Origin of the sequence: Devosia sp. (assembly GCF_028290435.1) — a bacterium.
Taxonomy (GTDB): domain Bacteria; phylum Pseudomonadota; class Alphaproteobacteria; order Rhizobiales; family Devosiaceae; genus Devosia.
On record NZ_JAQGJV010000003.1, the window covers coordinates 100,744 to 118,125 of the forward strand.

A 17,382-nucleotide genomic window follows, 5' to 3' on the forward strand; every position below is an offset into this window, starting at 1 on the left:
TTAGCTCAAACGCTTGAGGGCTTCGAGGATATGATCGCGCCGTTCTACGGCCGCTTGACGACGGGCTTTCTGCTCCTCGATCACTTCTTCGGGCGCCTTGGCGACAAACTGCTCGTTACCGAGCTTCTTGTCGATCTGAGAGACCTCGGCGTTGAGCTTGTCGACCTCCTTGGAGAGGCGGGCCTTTTCGACGGCGAGATCGATGAAATCGGCCAGCGGCAGCGCCCAGGTGGCTTCGCCGACGACGAACTGGGCCGAGTTGGCCGGGGCCGTCGCCTGCGGGGTGATATCCTCCAGCCGCGCCAGGCGGGTGATCAGCGAGGTGCCGGCGACGAGGCGAGCCAGCGTCGTTTCCGACGCGCCAACCACGACCAGAGATAGCTTGGCGCTGGCGGGCACGTTCATTTCGCTGCGCACCGAGCGCGCATTGGAGATCACGTCGATCAGCCATGACAGTTCGGCATCGGCATCGGCGTCTTCAAGGCCCGCGAGGTCGGGCCATTGGCCCAGGATCAGCAGGTTCTCGCGCGCCGGGCCGGTCTTGCCAGTTTCGGCCCACAGCTCTTCGGTGACGAAGGGCATGAAGGGGTGCAGGATGGCCAGGATCTGATCGAGCGCCCACGCGGCAGTGGCGCGGGTTTCGGCCTTGGCGGCCTCGTTCTCACCCATAAACACGGGTTTGGCGAATTCGACATACCAGTCGCAGAACGTGCCCCAGACGAAGTCATAGGCAGCATTGGCGGCTTCGTTGAACTTGAAATCCTCGATGCCCTTGGTGACCGCGGCAGCGCCGCGCGCGGTGGCGCCGATGATCCAGCGGTTGAGCGGCAGCGTGGTCGCCTTGGGATCAAAGCCCTCGACGCGGAAGCACTCGTTCATTTCGAGGAAGCGCGCGGCATTCCACAGCTTGGTGACGAAGTTGCGATAGCCCTCGACGCGGCTGGTCGCCAGCTTGATGTCGCGGCCCTGCGCGGCCATGGCGGCCAGCGTGAAGCGCGTGGCATCGGCGCCATACTGATCGATCAGCTCCAGCGGATCGATGACATTGCCCTTGGTCTTGCTCATCTTCTGGCCCTTTTCGTCGCGGACCAGGGCGTGCATGTAGACGGTGTGGAACGGCTCTTCCTCGAGGAATTCCAGCCCCATCATCATCATGCGGGCGACCCAGAAGAAGATGATGTCGAAGCCGGTGACGAGCACATCGGTGGGATAATAGCGACGCAGTTCCGCCGTCTCGTCGGGCCAGCCCAGGGTCGAGAACGGCCAGAGCGCAGACGAGAACCAAGTATCGAGCACGTCGGGATCGCGCCAAATCTCAAACGGCCCACTCTCTGATCGAACATCAAACTTCGAGGGATCACTCTTATCGAATGCCGCGGGCTGCTCAACGACAGCAACCTCAGCGCCGTAGTAGTCCTTGGCCTGTTGGATCGCTTCGGCCTCGTCTATCGCGACAAAGTCTTTCAGTTCAAACGCTGCTGTTCGCCAGAGCGAGCCATCTTCTGACTTCTTTCGTCCGTACCAGACGGGGATGCGATGACCCCACCAAAGCTGGCGTGAAATGCACCAGGGCTTGATGTTTTCCAGCCAGGCGAAATAGGTGTTTTCGTACTGTTGCGGCACGAACTTGGTGCGGCCTTCGCGGACGGACGCCATGGCAGGCTGGGCCAGCACATCGGCCTTGACCCACCACTGGTCGGTCAAGAAGGGCTCGATGACGACGAGCTTGGACTTCTCGTCATGGGGCACCATGATCTTCTTGTCCTCGATGTGATCGAGGCCACGGGTCGGATTTTCTTCCGCCAGCGCCGTCAGGTCGGCCACAATCGCCTTGCGCGCGACGAAGCGATCCATGCCGCGATAGGCGGCCGGGATGAACTCGTCCAGAACGATCGAGCCGTTCGTGGTGAAGACGTTGATCTGCTCGAGATTGTTGCGAACACCGACCTCGAAATCGTTGAAGTCATGCGCCGGGGTGATTTTGACCGCGCCGGTGCCCAGCGTTGGGTCTGCGTATTCGTCAGCCACGATGGGAATGCGTCGGCCCACCAGCGGGAGGTCGACGAATTTGCCGACCAGGCTCGCATAGCGCTCGTCCTCGGGATGCACCGCAATGCCGCTGTCGCCCAGCATGGTCTCGGGGCGCGTGGTGGCGACAATGATATAGTCGCGCGTCTCCCATTCGGTGGGCTTGCCGTCCTCGTCATGGGCGATGGGGAATTGGTAGGTCACGCCATCCGCCAGAGGATAGCGCAGATGCCACATGTGGCCCTTGATCTCGATGTTCTCAACTTCGAGGTCGGAAATGGCGGTTTCCAGCCCCGGATGCCAGTTGACCAGCCGCTTGGCGCGATAGATCAGGCCGCGCTTGTGCAGCTCGACGAACACCTTGGTGACGGCGCGGACCATCTGGTCGTCCGGCGCGCCATTTTCACCCATGGTGAAGCGTTCACGGCTGAAATCGGCCGAGGCGCCGAGGCGCTGCAGCTGGTTGAAAATGGTGCCGCCGCTTTCGGCCTTCCACTCCCAGACGCGTTCCAGGAACTTTTCGCGGCCCATTTCGCGGCGGCCGGGAAGCTGGCGCTCCATCAACTGGCGCTCGACCATCATCTGGGTAGCGATGCCCGCATGGTCCATGCCCGGCTGCCACAGCACGTCCTTCTTCAGCATGCGGTTGAACCGCACCAGGATGTCTTGAATGGTATTGTTCAACGCGTGCCCGATATGCAGCGAGCCGGTAACGTTGGGCGGCGGGATGACGATGGTGAAGGTCTCGGCGCCTTCGGCGGCCCCTGCCCCGGCGGCAAAGGCATTGGCCTTCAGCCAGTCGGCATAGATACGGGTCTCGACGGCGGCGGGCTCGTAGCTTTTTTCGATCATCACGTCACTCACAACGGCAACAACCCGCCAAGTCTGGTGACGCGGCGGGCCGGTTCAAAGGGTTGGGCAGACTTCAAGCAAATGCGCGCCGCAGGGTCAACAGCGACGCGTCATCAGCTCTATATATAGGAAGGCTTCAATCGCCGCGGGAGACGCGAGCGATTTCCTTTTCCACCATGCGCTCGACGACCGATGGCAGGTTTTCGTCCAGCCATTCCTTGAGCATGGGGCGCAGCATGTCGCGCATCAGCGACTCGATCGTGGCGCCGGAATTGCCCAAGCCCATGCGGTTCAGCTTGGTGATCGAGGAGCGGACGGCCGACTGGGTCGCAGGTTCAATCAATTGTTCGGCCATATCGGAGCTCAGGGTCGGATCGGGCATTGGTGCGGCCTGCGCAACCGAAGGCTGCGGCCGGAAGGCAGCGGCGGGCGGCGCGGTGAACGCGGGTTCCTCGGCCTCAGGCTCGAAAGTCGCCTCGGGCTCGGGAGCCAGGAAAGCCGCAAATGAGGTTTCCGGCTCGGGTTCGGCTTCCGGCTCGGCGATATCGAAGGTGATGTCCTCGGCCTCGACCAGTTCGGGCGGAACGAAGGCGCGCGGCGCAAAGGCGATCGGCTCTTCCTCTTCGACCGCGGCGATCGGGTTGAAGCTCAAGCCTGCCATCGGATCATCGTCGTCCTGGTCTTCAAGAATCTGGGAGGACGACAGCGCTAGCGGCTCGATATCTTCGAGCATGTCGTTGAGATCGCGATTGGCAGCGGGGGCCGGCGCCAAGGCCGGCCGGGCCGGAGTTGCCTGCATCGGCGGCGGCGCTGCCTGGGCAGAGGGCCGGCGTGGCACGGTCGCATCGTCGTCAGCAATAATCTGCCGGATAGACGACAGAATTTCATCCATCGACGGCTCTTTGGGGGCAGGCTTATTCATCGGTGCCTCTTACTCACTGCAGACATCGTGCTGGCGGCCATCCGCAACGTGGCCACCTGATTCGTCCCAACCACCTTAGACCGGGCGGGAAGATTAAGGAATCGTGATCGTTCAGAACTGTAGGGTCTTCCACTAAAACTTGTGGCCGGACAATGTCCGGCCACCAATTGTGGATTGCAAATCTTGTCAGCCAGCAAAGCTAGTCGGCGACGGTGCGCAATTCCTGCCACACGTCTTCGACGGTGGAAGTGTAGTTGTCGCCCGATTTGAGCGAGACGGGCAGCTTGAGCTCCGCGGCCGAGAGGCGCCCAGTGGCGGCGATCAGGGTGAACATGGCGATGACCCGGCTGGAGCTGGCCTGGATCAGAGCCTCCTTGGAGGTGGTCAGTTCGGCCTGCGAGTCGAGCACGTCGAGAGTGGTGCGCTGGCCGAGATCACGTTCCTGGATCACGCCATTGAGCACCTGCTGCACCGACGCGACGCTGGCTTCTGCCGAGGTAATCTGGGCAGAGGCATTCTGCAGTGTCGACCAGGAGGTGATGACAGCCTCGCGGACCTCGTCATAGGTCGCCATGGCGTCGACTTCGCTCTTGATCTGCTCGATATTGGCCTTGCGCACGCTGGCGCCAAGCGCGCCGCCGGCATAGATCGGAATGGTCAGCGACAGCTTCACCGAGCCCGCAACACCTTGCTGGCCGGTATTGCCAAAGCAACCGATACCGCAGAGCGAGCCGATCAGGTCCAGGGTCGGGCCGAACGCGGCCTGGGCACCATCGGTGCCCGCTTGGCCTGCGCGAATGGCGGCCTTGGCGCTCAGGATCGCCGGGTGGCGCTCCTCGGCGCTGGCAATAGCGCTGTCGATGCTGGTGGGAATCATGGAGGCGAAACCGACATTGGAAGTCAGGTTGGACGCCTTGTGGCCGACCCAGCGCTGGTAGCTCGCCTGGCTGGTCTGCAGGCTGGCAACCGCGGCACGGTAGGAGGCGACGGCCTGGGCCTGGCGTGCGGTGGCCTGGGCCACATCGATCTTGGTGCCCTCGCCCACGTCGAGACGGTCATTGGCCGACTTCAACTGCGCGTCGTAAAAGGTGATGCTTTCCTGGCGCGACGCGACAAGCTGTGTATCGCGGATGACATTCATATAGGCCTGGGCCACCGAGAGCAGCACGTTCTGCTCGGCATTGCGCAGCGCCTGGCCGCTCAAATCGGACAGCGCACGCGCCTGCTCGATCTGGGCTTCGGTCTTGAAATTGTCGAACAGGGTCTGGTTATAGCTGAGGCCGCCGGTCAGGCCGGTATCGCTTTGAAAACCGCCATTGGCGACCGACCAGCTATAGTCGCCGGTGATGTTGGCGCCGATCGTGGGGCGCTTGCCGGCTTCGCGCAGGGCGATATCCTCGGCAGCGGACTTCACGCTGAGCAACGCCGATTCGATATTGGGGTTGTTGGTGTAAGCGCTGGCCAGCGCCTGAGCCAAGGTTTCCGCTTGCGCCGCGACGGGCAGCGCTCCCAAAGCGACGGCCATGGCCCCCGCCATTAAAACACGCATTGGGTACATGACCAACTCTCCAGTTCCATACTCTTATGCCGCGAGTTGGGCCTTCCGGCCAGCCCTGGCAGTCCTTAGCAAAATTTCAACCGCGAGATAATTGGCTGCCGTGCCTAAGACGCAACAGTATCATCCGCCACGATAGTTAAAAAACGAATTGTTCCGCCGGCCGCGTCGAACTCAGCGGCGGCAGGCTGGCATTGAACTCCGCACGGGCGGTTACCGCAGTGCCGGCCTTCACATAAACATTAGCCACCGCAACAGCACCGTGACGAATCATGGCCACCAGCCGGCCACCGTCCTTGAGCCGCGCAAACAGGGCCTGCGGCACGGTTTCAACCGCGCCCTGCAGCACGATCACGTCGAAAACACCGCTTGCGTCGGCGATCGAGCCGCTGGTCACACGCCCATTGGCGACACCCAGCGAAGCGAGATTTGCATTGGCCACGGAGACCAAAGCCAGGTCTTCTTCCAGCCCCAGCACGTTGGCGCCAAGGCCGGCCAGAACCGCGACCGAATAGCCGGTGCCGGCCCCGATATCGAGCACGTCGTCTCCGGCCTGAACCTCGGCCAGTTGCACCAACTTGGCCAGCAGCGACGGCGGCGCCATGAAGCGCGAACCGGTGCCAAGCGGCTGGGTATCATCGATATAGGCAATGGACTTGCGCGCCTCGGGCACGAACAGTTCGCGCGGCACCCGGCCCATGACCGCCAAAATCCGGCGCTCCGTCACGTGATGGGTGCGCAGTTGATTGTCGACCATCAGTTTACGCGCGAGTTCGTAGTCAACCATTGCGGCGCAGCCCCCTGCCTAGTTCATATGCCGGTTGTGAATATCCCCCGCGTCGTGCGCTTGCAAGCTGGTGTTACAAGGGCGCGACAAAAAGGCTGTGCGATTGAACCATATCGGCCACGCGCAAGATAGATAGGATCAGAACTTGATTCCGGATTTTGCCGTAACACCTTGATCCATCTCACCCCGACAGTGTCTGCACCTTGCGCAAAGCGGGGAACATGCGAGCCCATGCCAGCACGATCAGGATGGTACCCACGCCACCGAAAATGCCGGCGTCGACCGGGCCCAGCAGGCCCGCGACCATGCCGGACTCGAATTCGCCGAGTTGGTTGGAGGCGCCGATGAACAGCGAATTGACCGCATTGACACGGCCGCGCATCGCATCGGGCGTCAGCAACTGCACCAGGGAGCTGCGGATGACCACGCTGACCGTGTCGGAAGCCCCCAGCACTACCAGCAACGCCACCGACAGGATGATATTGGTCGAGAGCGCGAAAATGATGGTGGCGACGCCGAACACCGCCACGGCGATCAACATGGTCTGCCCGACATTGCGTTCGAGCCGATGCCGCGCCAGCCAGATCGACATCGAAAACGCCCCGATGGCCGGCGCCGCGCGCAGGAAGCCCAACGCCCAGGGCCCCGCATGTAAAATATCGCGCGCAAAGATCGGCAGCAGCGAGGTAATGCCGCCCAGCAGGACGGCGAACAGGTCCAGTGACAAGGTGCCCAGGATAATCGGCCGGCTCTTTATAAAGCCCACGCCCGCAAAGACCGATTGCAGCGTCACCGGTTCCCGGTCCTGCACCGCCGCCGGCCGGTGGATGCGGATGACATTGAAGGCCGCGCCCGCGAAGAACAGAGCCGAGACGCCAAATGGTATGACCGCGCCGACGCCATAGAGCAGACCGCCCAAGGCGGGCCCCACAACGATGGCGGCCTGCATGAACGAGGTCGACGTGGCGATGGCCCGTTGCAACATGCTGGCCGGCACGATGCCAGGCAGCAACGCCGCCATGGTTGGCCGCTCGAAGGCGATGGCGCAGCCCAGCACCGCCATGCCGATGTAAATGCCGGTCGTGCCCAGCCAGCCCTGCCACACGCCCAGCGCCATGCTGGCAACGGTGACGGCTTCGATCAATTGGCAGATCAGCCCGATCCGCCGGCGATCGTAGCGATCGGCCACCTGCCCCACCACGAAGGTCAGCAGCAGCACCGGCAGGAACTGCACCAGGCCCACGAGGCCCAGCGCGAAAGCGCTGTTGGTTTGGTCATAAATCAGCCAGCCGACCGCCACGGTGACGCCATTCAGCGCCAGCGACGACAGCACCCGCGACGAGATAAAATGCCGGTATGACCAATTTTGCCGCAACAGCGCCGAATCGATCAGCACGGGATCAGCATCATTGGTCGATGGCATCGCGGTCCTCATTGTTACCGCAGCTATGAGCGCAAAAACGGCGGCCACCAATACCACTTTGGGCATGCCCCGATCACAGTTGCGGATGGCCCGGCCGCCGTGCACGGATGCGGGCCGAGCGCCGGCAGATCATCGCTCATCAGAAAATCGCCGATTGGCATTCCGACATCTTGCATAAACCCCTTGAGCGCCGTACATAGCCCGCCCTAGAGGCCTCGTGGCGGAGTGGTGACGCAGCGGATTGCAAATCCGCGTACTCCGGTTCAATTCCGGACGAGGCCTCCAGACAACTTCACAACAAGTTCAGCTATTTGAATACCGCCCGACTGGTCGCTGTGTCGCCGATCGCGTGCTATTCTGTACCAAAGCACTCTACGCTTTTCCGACGATTTCTCGTGTCCCTCGGCGAATCCACGGCACGCGGAGTGGCGGGCCGCGCAGCCACCCTACCACAGGGGCGGACGCTTTGCTTTTGCAGGTTACCCTCTGGGGTTGCCGAGAAATCTCGGGCACCGTTACATAGGGGACATCACATGAACCGATTGATTTTCGACACTCTGGCGTTTTTGAACGCCTTTATTGCCGTGCTGCTCATCGGGGTTTGCGCATTGGCAGGGTGGAATGCGCCACTGTTCTTCATGGCGAAACCACTTGGACTGATCGTTGGCGGCGGCGTGGGCCTGGTCGCAGCCGCCGTAGTTTGTGGATCATTGGCATTCTTCGCCTTGGTCGAGCGCCACTTGCGCACGATAGCCGAAGGGCAAAGCGCTCCTCGAACAAGCGCCGGCTCACTATCCGGGCAGATCGTCCGCCAAGAGCCCCGGCTATAAAGGCGCTACCTTCCTCATTGCTCTGATGATCGATCAGCTACACACCGGGGGCCGCGATGTCGAATGATGCCAAGTTCAACAGATTGAATGGGCCGCGCCTCAAAGTGCGGCAGATCGACGAACTGGTCGGCTTGGCAAAGGGAATTGCTGCCGACGGCACTCTGGCTAATTCAGAACTGGACTATTTGGTCCGTTGGTTAGTGGCCAACCGTGAGATTACTCAAGACCCAATCGTCGATGGGCTTTATCGACAAATCCAGACGTTGCTAAGTGACGGCGTTTTTACTGATGAGGAACGCGCTGAACTACTCGGTATCCTGCAAGATTTCGGCTCCCCTGCGATGGAAATGGGAGAGCCGATGTTATCCACGGCGATCCCATTTGCAGATCCGCTGCCGACCCTAATGTTTGACGGCAGGCGTTATTGCTTCACTGGCACCTTCAACCACGGCACGCGCGATGTGTGTGAAACAGCCGTCGCCCAGCGCGGCGCGGAGGCCGGCTCGCTGACCAAGAATACAGACGTGCTGGTAGTGGGCCATTATGCGACCGAGTCCTGGCTGCATTCGCCCTACGGGCTAAAGATCATCAAGGCCAAGGGCATGCAGCAAAAGGGTCATCGCATAGCAATTGTTCCAGAAATGCACTGGGCCGCGCACCTCTGACGACTACCGTCCCTATCCCCCTTCCAGGGAGTCGGGATCAGCACGTCGATCGAGGCCAACTTAGTCCGCCGGCCTCGGCACCTTCTTGACCTCTACCCAGTCAGCCATTCCCCCGAGCTTCAGGCTTCCGCTCGATCCGTTTACGTCAAGTTCGCCCACCGGCCTGAACTGCGCGAGGTAGACGTAGAGACCACTTGTCTGCTCCCAAAAGCCATTGCCCTCGATCTCGAAGACGGTGCCGCGTTTGTAGCCCTTCGTCGCGCCTTTGATCTGAACTCGGTCCGTCATCCAAGCCACCTCCGCCAAGACAATTTAATGCAATTGAGCGGCGCTGCAACCGCTGGGTTGTGATGTTCCGATCACTTTGGCATAATGGCGGCAGTATCCGCACCGGGAGAGCAAGATGAAAACCTTCGTGTCCAATCAGAAAGGAGCCGTTCATCAACAGGACATGACGCTTTATGCAATTCCAGTTCCCTTGGGCGAGGTCGCGCGCAAATGCAGGCCCTAGCCGCTTCCTAGACAAACTTTCCTCACCCGCCGACGAGTCGGCGCAAGACGCAGCTTCCGAACGGCGAGACTCCGCCGCGCGGTTCGCGCATGCGCGCAAATTTCTCTCCTATTATAGGCCACACCTGCCGCTGCTCGCGGCCGATCTGGCCTGCGCCTTGCTGGTTGCCGCGACGGCGCTGGCACTGCCGCTTTGCGCCAATTACGTCACCAAGAGCTTGCTGCAATTGCCGCAGGTGCCCGAGGCCATCGGGCAGATTTACCTGATGGGCGGGGTGATGCTCACCATGCTGGCGCTGCAGGTGCTGGCGGTGTTCTTCGTCGATTACCAGGGCCACGTCATGGGCGCCAAGATCGAGAGCGAGGTCCGCAGGCAACTATTCGAGCACTGCCAGAAGCTGTCCTTCGCCTTCTACGACAACCAGCGCGTCGGGCAATTGATGAGCCGTATCACCAATGATTCCCTGTGGTTGGGCGAGCTTTATCATCACGGCCCGGAGGACCTCGCCATTGCGGCGCTCAAGTTCTTCGGGGCGCTGCTGATCCTGTCGTTCATCGATCCGGTGCTGACCGGGCTCATCGCGGCGCTGACACCGTTCGCGGTGCTCTACGCGCTGCATTTCAACCGGCGCATGAATATTGCTCTCCAGGCCAGCAAGGAGCGGATCGCGGCGGTCAATGAACGGGTCGAGGATTCGCTGGCGGGCATCAGAGTGGTCCAATCGTTCGCCAATGAGCGGCTTGAGGCCAGCCGGTTCGACCAAGCCAATGGGCTGTTTCTCGAAAGCCGCAAGGACGGCTATCGCAGCGAGGCGTGGTTCTCCGTCGGGACGGCGACCTTCGCCCAACTGGTGACTGTCCTGGTGATCGTCGTCGGCGCCATTCGGGTGCTGACGGCAGACCTCAGCGTGGCGGACATGCTGACCTTCCTGCTCTGCGTTGCCGTACTGGTCGATCCGGTGGAGCGTCTCGCCAATTTCGTGCGCCTCTGGCAGGAGGGTTATACCGGCTTCGTCCGTGCGATGGAACTGCTCGACGTGGCGCCGGATATCGAGGATCGCCCTGGCGCAGTCGATCTTTCTCGCGCAAGCGGCGCCGTCAGCTTCCGCGACGTCAGCTTCCGCTACAATGAGGACGGCGCGCACGTTCTCAGCAATCTCTCGCTGGAGATCGAGCCGGGGGAATTTGTCGCTCTCGTCGGCCCTTCGGGCGTCGGCAAGAGCACGCTCTGCGCGCTGATCCCGCGCTTTTACGAAGTCACGGGCGGCTCAATCCAGATCGACGGCGTAGATGTGCGCGATGTCAGCCTGGCCTCGCTGCGGCGCAATGTCGGCGTGGTACAGCAGGACGTTTATCTGTTCAGCGGCACGGTGGCGGATAATCTGCGCTATGGGCGTCCCAATGCCAGCGACGACGAGATCGTGGCAGCAGCCATGGCGGCCAACGCGCATGACTTCATCGCCGCCCTGCCCCGCGGCTACGACACCGATATCGGGCAGCGCGGGGTGAAATTGTCGGGCGGGCAAAAACAACGGCTGACCATCGCCCGCGCCTTCCTCAAGGACCCGGCGATCCTGATCTTCGATGAAGCCACCAGCGCCCTGGACAACGAGAGCGAACGTGCCGTGCAGCAGGCTTTGCTCCAGCTCACCAGTGGGCGCACCACCATCGTCATCGCGCATCGCCTGTCGACGGTGCGCAACGCGGATCGCATTCTAATGCTGACTGAGGACGGCATCGCCGAGCAAGGCACACATGATGTGCTGATGGCGGCCGGCAGCCTGTATGCCGCTCTACACGCGGTGCAGGCGAGCATCTGACATAAGCAATCGGCGGCTCCGAGCTCCGGAGCCGCCGACGATGATCGCTAGGCCTGCTGGATGGCCGACAGTTTCCACTCGCTGCCGCGGGTCCGCACGAAGGTCCACAGTTCCGTGGTTTCGGTGGCGACTTCAGCATCACCCTCCACGACGCGTCCGCTCTCGCGATCGCGGGTAACGTCGATGGACGTATAGTGCATCGCCGCGGTCGCGTAATCCTGGTTGCCTTCGCGCCAGCTCTCGGCCACGTCGCCCTTGAGCAACTTGACCTCGGACACGTCGTTCTTGAGGCCGCGCGAAGCATTCTCGCCCAGTTCCTCGGAGAGATACGACATCATCTCCGGCGTCGTCAGTTGACGCAGCGCCGAATAATCCTCGCGCCCGAAGGCAAACTGGACCTCGCGCAGCATGTCCTCGAAGCGGTCGAGATCGCCTGGCTTGACGCCAAGTTCATCGGGATTGCCACGCGGTGCCCGCGCAGGCCCACTGCCGCGCTGGCCGCCAAGCCCGCCAAGCGGCGAAGGGCCCGAACCGCCACCAGAACCACTCGAGTAGTTCATCCCCGCGCCGGCGGCGGCAGGCTGCCGCGAGTTGCGCGACAGCATCCCCATCACGAAGCGAATGACAAAGAAGATCAGCACGCCTTGCACCAGCAGGCCGAAAAGCCCGGCCATGCCGCCAAAACCGTGTCCGAGGAAAAGGCCGAACAGGCCACCGAGCATGATGCCGCTCAGCAATGAGCCACCGAAGCCGCCGAACATCGAGCGCGGCTGCGCCGTCTGCGCACCAGGACGCGGCGCCGCGTTGGTCTGGCCGGGCGTCATGCTGCGCTGTACGGGCGCGGTGACGTTGGGCGAAGTGGGCGTTGCGGGCGCGGTCTGGAAGGTGCGCGTGCCGCGGCTGCCGAAGCTGCCGCCACGCCGGGCTTCGGCCTGGTCGACCGATACCATCGAGAGAGCCATCACCAGCATTGCAAACAGGCTGGCCAGTCGAAAGCCCCTGGAGGCGAACATGTGCATCGTTCCTTGTTCAATAATTAGACGGGACAGAACATAGGAAGAGATGCCCCACATTTTTAGTGGCGACCGGCCACAATGCCATCGCACATACACAATTTATTCGGCCGACATCCCCGCTGAACCAAACCGCCATCCGCGCCGTTGTCCGTGACAAGACAACCAGGAATAAGTCATGGGCGAGCACCGCTACCATGTCGTGCTGAACGCGAACGCGGGCACGGCCAACGCAACCGGCGTTACCAAGGCCGGGTTGCAGGCAATGTTTGAGGCGAACAGTCTGCAGGCGGAAATCGATGCGGATGCCAGCCAACCCATGGCCGACCGCGTGGCGCGCGCCGTTTCGAGCGGAGCCGACATCGTCGTGGCTGCCGGTGGCGATGGCACGATTACGGCACTCGCCGCCGCTTTGGTCGATAGTCCCAAGAGCCTCGCTATCCTGCCCCTCGGCACCGTCAATGCCTTGGCCAAGGATCTCAAGGTGCCGCTCGATCTCGCAATGGCGGTAAAGAGCCTTGTGACCGCAACACCGCAAAGCATCGATGTCGGCGAGGTCAATGGCCGGGTATTCCTGCATAAGGTCGTGATCGGTTTGATCCCGGCCGTAGCGGCTGGGCGCGAGCGTATTCGCAGCAACCAGACGATGGCGGCCAAGTTGGGCCTATTGCGGTATTTCTTGCGGCGTATCGCCCGAACTCGCCGCCTTGCAGTGGTGATCGACACTGACATGAGTGACGCTAAAGCTGAGCGAGTGCAGGCGATCGCCGTGGCCAGCAATGCCTATAACGAAGGCTTTGGCCAATTCTTCCACCGCGAAAACCTAGACCGGGGGACCTTGACGCTCTATGTGCTCAAGCACTTCACCTTCGCCGATCTCGTGCGCCTGACCGGCGGTATGCTGCTGGGCCGTTGGCGCGACGACGAGGCGCTTCGAGTGGAAAGCATCACGAAGGCAACCATTCGCAGTCATAAAGCGCTGCTCAAGGTTATGTTCGACGGCGAGGTCGAGACGATGCATACCCCGCTGGACTTCCGCATCAGGCCATTGGCGCTGTCAGTGTTGACGCCGGTGGAAGTCGGCACGCCGGCAGCGCCAGAGCTGACCGGTGCTACGCCATGAAGCTCATTCATGTATCTGACCTGCATTTCGGCCACCACGATCCCGAGGCGGCAGCGGGTCTTGCGGCCGATATCGCCGGGCAAAAGCCCGACCTCATCGTGGCCAGCGGCGATTTCACCCAGGTGGGCACCAAGGAAGAATTCATCCAGGCGCGAGCGTTCCTCGATACGCTTGAGGCGCCGGTGTTTGCAGTGCCGGGCAACCACGACGTGCCCGCCGTCAATATTCTGCGCCGGTTCCTCAACCCCTATGGACTGTACCGGAAATACATCGCCAAGGACCTCGAGCCCATGCTGGAAATGGATGGGGTCGTGTTTGTCGGCATGCGGACCGCAAGGCGCGCTCGCCTTGAATGGAACTGGGGCCACGGCACGATTTCGCGCGACCAGCTCGAGCATCTCGAACAACGGTTTGCGCAAGCATCACCTGATGCCATAAGGGTGATCGTCGCCCATCACCCGCTGCTGTTTCCCACCGAGCCGATGGTGCAGAAAACCAAGCGGGTAAAGCGCGCCGACGAAGCGCTGGAGACCTTTGCGGGCTTGGGCGTGCGGTTGGTGCTATCGGGCCATTTCCACCTGTCCTACGTGCGCAAGCACGAGGCCAAGGGAACGACCAAGGAGGGCGAACCCACCGGTTTGCGGAAGTCCGCGGTCGCGCCGATCCTGATCGCACAGGCCTCTTCGACCATCTCGACGCGCCTGCGCGGCGAGGCCAATGCCTACAACATCATCGAGATCGTTCCGGACCGGATTTCAATCACTGTGCGCGAATGGCTCAACGGCAAGTGGGTGACGCGGGAGAAGGCGTCGGAGCCGGTCTGAGCTTTTCTCGACCGTCTCAAAGCTTGACCGGCGCCTCAAGGGCGCCGGTCCATCAGGTCCAAATTACCGGAGGCCCGCGCCCGGAAGAGGCACCAGCGGAGGCACGATGGATTCGTCATCGCTGGGGTTCACCTCGCCTTCGTCGGCGAGCAGTTCTTTGGCTGCATGCCAGTACTCGTCATCCTTGCCCTGCGGGGAGCCGTCGCGTTCCCAAAGCTGGTAAGCGAGTTCGCGAATTTTCTCGTCGGTAACGTCAGCCATTTTGACCTCCGGGTGAGTGTTGTGGGGAAGGAACGCAGATCCGGCACAGCGGTTGCCGTTCGGCGCATGACAAAGAGCCTGCCGGCGAGCATTTCCGCTTCACCGATTGCAGGCGTTTGCATAGGTTGCCTCGACCCAAAATGAGGCGCGAGACGTGAGCGAACACATAACAAGAGGCCAGCCCATGGCCCGCAAGGACTTTGCCCAGCCCATCATGGCGGGCGCACTGGCGGCGGTGGTGGGCTATGCCAGCACCTTCACGCTGGTATTGGCGGCGCTGACCGCGGCGGGCGCTTCGCCCCACCAGGCAGGCTCCGGGCTGTTTTCGGTGTGCATCGCCATCGGCCTGCTCAATATCGTGGTGAGCTGGCGCACCAGGGTGCCGGTGAGTTTTGCCTGGACCACCCCCGGCGCGGCCTTCCTTCTGACAGTGGGTGAGCCTGCCGGCGGCTACCCAGCGGTGGCGGGCGCATTCCTGTTCGCGGCGGCGCTGATCGTACTGGCCGGGCTGATCAAGCCGTTCGCACGGCTGGTCGCGGCCATCCCCGCGCCCATCGCCAATGCCATGCTGGCCGGCATGTTGCTGACCCTGTGCCTGGCCCCCATCAAGGCGGTGGGCGAGGTGCCGATGCTGGCGCTACCGGTCTTGATCGCCTGGGCCATCGGCCTGCGTTTCGCGCGGCGCTATGCCGTGCCGATCGCCGTGGCGGTGACGGGGATCGCTCTGGCCTTCTCGACGCATCTGGCGCCCGGCGCGCTGGATGGCAGTTGGCCCAGCATAATGCCGGTCATGCCGGTGTTCACGCTCGATGCCATCGTGCGGATCGGGTTGCCCATGTTCATCGTCACCATGGCGTCGCAGAACCTGCCGGGCCTGGCGGTGATGCAGGCCAACGGCTTCGTGCTCAAGCCCGCGCCGCTGTTCATCATGACCGGCATCGGCAGCGCCGTTACCGCGCTATTCGGTGGCCACAGCATCAACCTGGCGGCGATTACCGCGGCCATCTGCGCCGGCCCCGAGGCCCATCCCGATCGCACCAAGCGCTGGCCCGCGCCGATTTCGGCGGGCGTGATCTACCTGCTGCTGGCGCCCGGCGCTAATCTAGCCGCCGCCTTCATCGCCGCAGCGCCGCCCATCCTGATCCAGGCGGTGGCGGGCCTGGCGCTGCTCTCGAGCCTCGCCGCAGCGCTGACCGGCGCCCTGGTGCAGGAGGAAGCCCGGCTGCCGGCGATCCTGACCTTTGTCACCACGGCATCCGGCATTCTGATTCTGGGCGTCGGTGCGCCGTTCTGGGGTTTGGTGGGCGGTATCGCCCTGATGCTCATCCTGCGCTACGGGGTCAAAAAACCCATCGAGGCCATGGGCAAATGACCCCGCCCCATGCGGTCATCATCGCCGGTGGCGAGGGGCAACGCCTGGGTGGTGTGCGCAAGGCCGAACTCAAAATTGCTGGGCGCCGGCTGATCGACCGCGTGGCTTCGGCCTTGGGCACAATAGCGCCCCCTCTACTCGTCGCGACAGGGCATGGATCGCTGGCGCTGCCCGCGAATACCATCGGCGTGCCCGATCTCAACAACACTCTGGGCGGTCCACTGGCAGGCCTCGCGGCCGCGGTGGACTGGCTGGAGGAGCACGGCATTACCGACGGGCTAATCGTCTCCAGCGCCGTCGACACCCCGTTCCTTCCTACCGACTTCGTCGCGGTCCTGACCGCAGCACTCGAATCGCATGCCGCCGTCTATGCGAAGTGGGGCGACGAATTTTACCCGCCTCACGCGCTTTGGCGGCTATCGGCCATCGCCACCCTGCCCGCTCGCGTTCGCGCCGGAACAGCGCCCAAAAGCCTCAAGGCCCTGCTTGGGGAAATCGACGCCCTGGCGCAGGATTGGCAGGCGCTGTCGGCGTTCAACCCATTCGAAAACCTCAACACCCTGGCCGATCTGGTGCGGCTTGGGCGGCGTGCGCGCACCCTGCCGGACGCATAAAGGACAATTCCCACAGCCCCGCCTGCAATCAGGGCTTGGCAAAGCAAATCAAGTTCGCTACATGGACCTCGCTGTCGCAAGACGGCGCACGAATGTGATCCGCGGTAGCTCAGTGGTAGAGCAATCGGCTGTTAACCGATTGGTCGTAGGTTCGAATCCTACCCGCGGAGCCATTCGTCCTTCTGGTTGGAGCAAGGCTCGCCACACCATCCCCCTCCCCGCAATCCTGGCTTTGGCCATCCTGCCGCCCGAGAGCGACAGGCCCGCATTTTCTGAAGGTAGAGCCGGCATGAGCAATGGCAATGGTGTAGACACCGATGGCGAAAGCCAGATCACGCTGACGCGGACCATCGACGCCGATATCGAAGACGTGTTTGCCGCCTGGACCGATCCGGCGCTGATTGAGCAGTGGCAGGCCGATTATGCCGAGGTCGATCCGTTCGAGGGCGGCGAGTACAAGTTCGTCACCGAGGGCGATGACGAGGACCCCGGCGAGCACATCGTTTCCGGCGAGTTCCTGACCTTCGTGGAAAACCAGCGTCTGGTGATGAGCTGGGTGCATAAGGACGAAGAGACCGGCGAAGAGCTTATCTTCGTGCTCGATATCCTGTTCAAGGAAGTCGCCAACGGACGCACCAGCGTCACCATCATCGAGCGCGGTTTGGCCCATGCCGATCCAGAATCACGCATTTTCTCGATCGAAGCCTGGAACGCCGCCCTGGAGCAGCTCGCCGAACTGATGGAGTGATCCATCGGACGGGCGGCAGCGTATCGGTCCCCAAA

Annotated in this window: 16 protein-coding genes and 2 tRNA genes; 10 read left to right on the forward strand and 8 right to left on the reverse strand. The window is 62.3% G+C overall.

What is annotated here, in order from left to right:
- The 5 genes from JWP26_RS00590 to JWP26_RS00610 all read right to left on the reverse strand — a co-directional run bounded on the left by JWP26_RS00590 (position 1) and on the right by JWP26_RS00610 (position 7,567).
- On the reverse strand, positions 1 to 2,880 hold the full coding sequence (locus tag JWP26_RS00590; protein WP_299721896.1) for a valine--tRNA ligase: 2,880 nt from the start codon (positions 2,878 to 2,880) through the stop codon (positions 1 to 3).
- Positions 2,881 to 3,016: 136 nt separating this feature from the next.
- Complete coding sequence (locus JWP26_RS00595) at positions 3,017 to 3,772, reverse strand: PopZ family protein (RefSeq protein WP_299721899.1); 756 nt, start codon at positions 3,770 to 3,772, stop codon at positions 3,017 to 3,019.
- Positions 3,773 to 4,001: 229 nt separating this feature from the next.
- Complete coding sequence (locus JWP26_RS00600; RefSeq protein WP_299721902.1) at positions 4,002 to 5,327, reverse strand: TolC family outer membrane protein; 1,326 nt, start codon at positions 5,325 to 5,327, stop codon at positions 4,002 to 4,004.
- 169 nt (positions 5,328 to 5,496) lie between these two features.
- The gene (locus JWP26_RS00605) at positions 5,497 to 6,144 is read right to left on the reverse strand and encodes a protein-L-isoaspartate O-methyltransferase (protein ID WP_299721905.1); all 648 of its coding nucleotides are present in this window, start codon (positions 6,142 to 6,144) and stop codon (positions 5,497 to 5,499) included.
- A 181-nt stretch (positions 6,145 to 6,325) separates the two neighbouring features.
- On the reverse strand, positions 6,326 to 7,567 hold the full coding sequence (locus tag JWP26_RS00610; protein WP_299721908.1) for an MFS transporter: 1,242 nt from the start codon (positions 7,565 to 7,567) through the stop codon (positions 6,326 to 6,328).
- A gap of 211 nt (positions 7,568 to 7,778) precedes the next feature.
- Here JWP26_RS00610 and JWP26_RS00615 point away from each other — a divergent pair.
- From JWP26_RS00615 to JWP26_RS00625, 3 genes are all read left to right on the forward strand, one after another.
- Positions 7,779 to 7,852: transfer RNA gene (locus tag JWP26_RS00615), tRNA-Cys, on the forward strand.
- 248 nt (positions 7,853 to 8,100) lie between these two features.
- Positions 8,101 to 8,397, forward strand: a complete 297-nt coding sequence (locus tag JWP26_RS00620) for a hypothetical protein (protein WP_299721911.1) — start codon at positions 8,101 to 8,103, stop codon at positions 8,395 to 8,397.
- Positions 8,398 to 8,453: 56 nt separating this feature from the next.
- Positions 8,454 to 9,062, forward strand: a complete 609-nt coding sequence (locus tag JWP26_RS00625) for a BRCT domain-containing protein (RefSeq protein ID WP_299721914.1) — start codon at positions 8,454 to 8,456, stop codon at positions 9,060 to 9,062.
- 60 nt (positions 9,063 to 9,122) lie between these two features.
- On the opposite strand, the gene JWP26_RS00630 is transcribed toward JWP26_RS00625, so the two are convergent.
- A complete protein-coding gene (locus JWP26_RS00630) occupies positions 9,123 to 9,350 on the reverse strand; it encodes a hypothetical protein (RefSeq protein ID WP_299721917.1) in 228 nt (75 codons plus the stop codon).
- A 353-nt stretch (positions 9,351 to 9,703) separates the two neighbouring features.
- On the opposite strand from JWP26_RS00630, the gene JWP26_RS00635 reads away from it, so the two are divergent.
- Positions 9,704 to 11,392, forward strand: coding sequence for an ABC transporter ATP-binding protein (locus JWP26_RS00635; protein WP_299721943.1), 1,689 nt, complete (start codon positions 9,704 to 9,706; stop codon positions 11,390 to 11,392).
- 47 nt (positions 11,393 to 11,439) lie between these two features.
- Here the strand turns inward: JWP26_RS00635 and JWP26_RS00640 are convergent, their stop codons facing one another.
- The gene (locus JWP26_RS00640; protein WP_299721920.1) at positions 11,440 to 12,405 is read right to left on the reverse strand and encodes a Tim44 domain-containing protein; all 966 of its coding nucleotides are present in this window, start codon (positions 12,403 to 12,405) and stop codon (positions 11,440 to 11,442) included.
- Positions 12,406 to 12,583: 178 nt separating this feature from the next.
- On the opposite strand from JWP26_RS00640, the gene JWP26_RS00645 reads away from it, so the two are divergent.
- Positions 12,584 to 13,528: a diacylglycerol kinase family protein gene (locus JWP26_RS00645; RefSeq protein WP_299721923.1), complete on the forward strand. Its 945-nt coding sequence runs from the start codon at positions 12,584 to 12,586 to the stop codon at positions 13,526 to 13,528.
- Positions 13,525 to 14,352 (forward strand): metallophosphoesterase, encoded by an 828-nt coding sequence (locus JWP26_RS00650; protein ID WP_299721926.1) that lies wholly within the window; start codon positions 13,525 to 13,527, stop codon positions 14,350 to 14,352. Before JWP26_RS00645 ends, JWP26_RS00650 begins: the two co-directional genes overlap by 4 nt.
- 63 nt (positions 14,353 to 14,415) lie before the next feature.
- Here JWP26_RS00650 and JWP26_RS00655 read toward each other — a convergent pair whose 3' ends face one another.
- Positions 14,416 to 14,613, reverse strand: a complete 198-nt coding sequence (locus JWP26_RS00655) for a DUF2934 domain-containing protein (RefSeq protein WP_299721929.1) — start codon at positions 14,611 to 14,613, stop codon at positions 14,416 to 14,418.
- A gap of 184 nt (positions 14,614 to 14,797) precedes the next feature.
- On the opposite strand from JWP26_RS00655, the gene JWP26_RS00660 reads away from it, so the two are divergent.
- The 4 genes from JWP26_RS00660 (at position 14,798) to JWP26_RS00675 (ending at position 17,347) form a co-directional block, all read left to right on the forward strand.
- Positions 14,798 to 15,985, forward strand: a complete 1,188-nt coding sequence (locus JWP26_RS00660; protein WP_299721932.1) for a benzoate/H(+) symporter BenE family transporter — start codon at positions 14,798 to 14,800, stop codon at positions 15,983 to 15,985.
- Positions 15,982 to 16,599, forward strand: coding sequence for a molybdenum cofactor guanylyltransferase (locus JWP26_RS00665; protein ID WP_299721935.1), 618 nt, complete (start codon positions 15,982 to 15,984; stop codon positions 16,597 to 16,599). The genes JWP26_RS00660 and JWP26_RS00665 overlap by 4 nt, the downstream gene beginning before the upstream one ends.
- 98 nt (positions 16,600 to 16,697) lie before the next feature.
- Positions 16,698 to 16,772: transfer RNA gene (locus tag JWP26_RS00670), tRNA-Asn, on the forward strand.
- A 116-nt stretch (positions 16,773 to 16,888) separates the two neighbouring features.
- A complete protein-coding gene (locus tag JWP26_RS00675) occupies positions 16,889 to 17,347 on the forward strand; it encodes an SRPBCC domain-containing protein (protein WP_299721938.1) in 459 nt (152 codons plus the stop codon).
- The last annotated feature ends 35 nt before the right edge of the window (positions 17,348 to 17,382 follow it).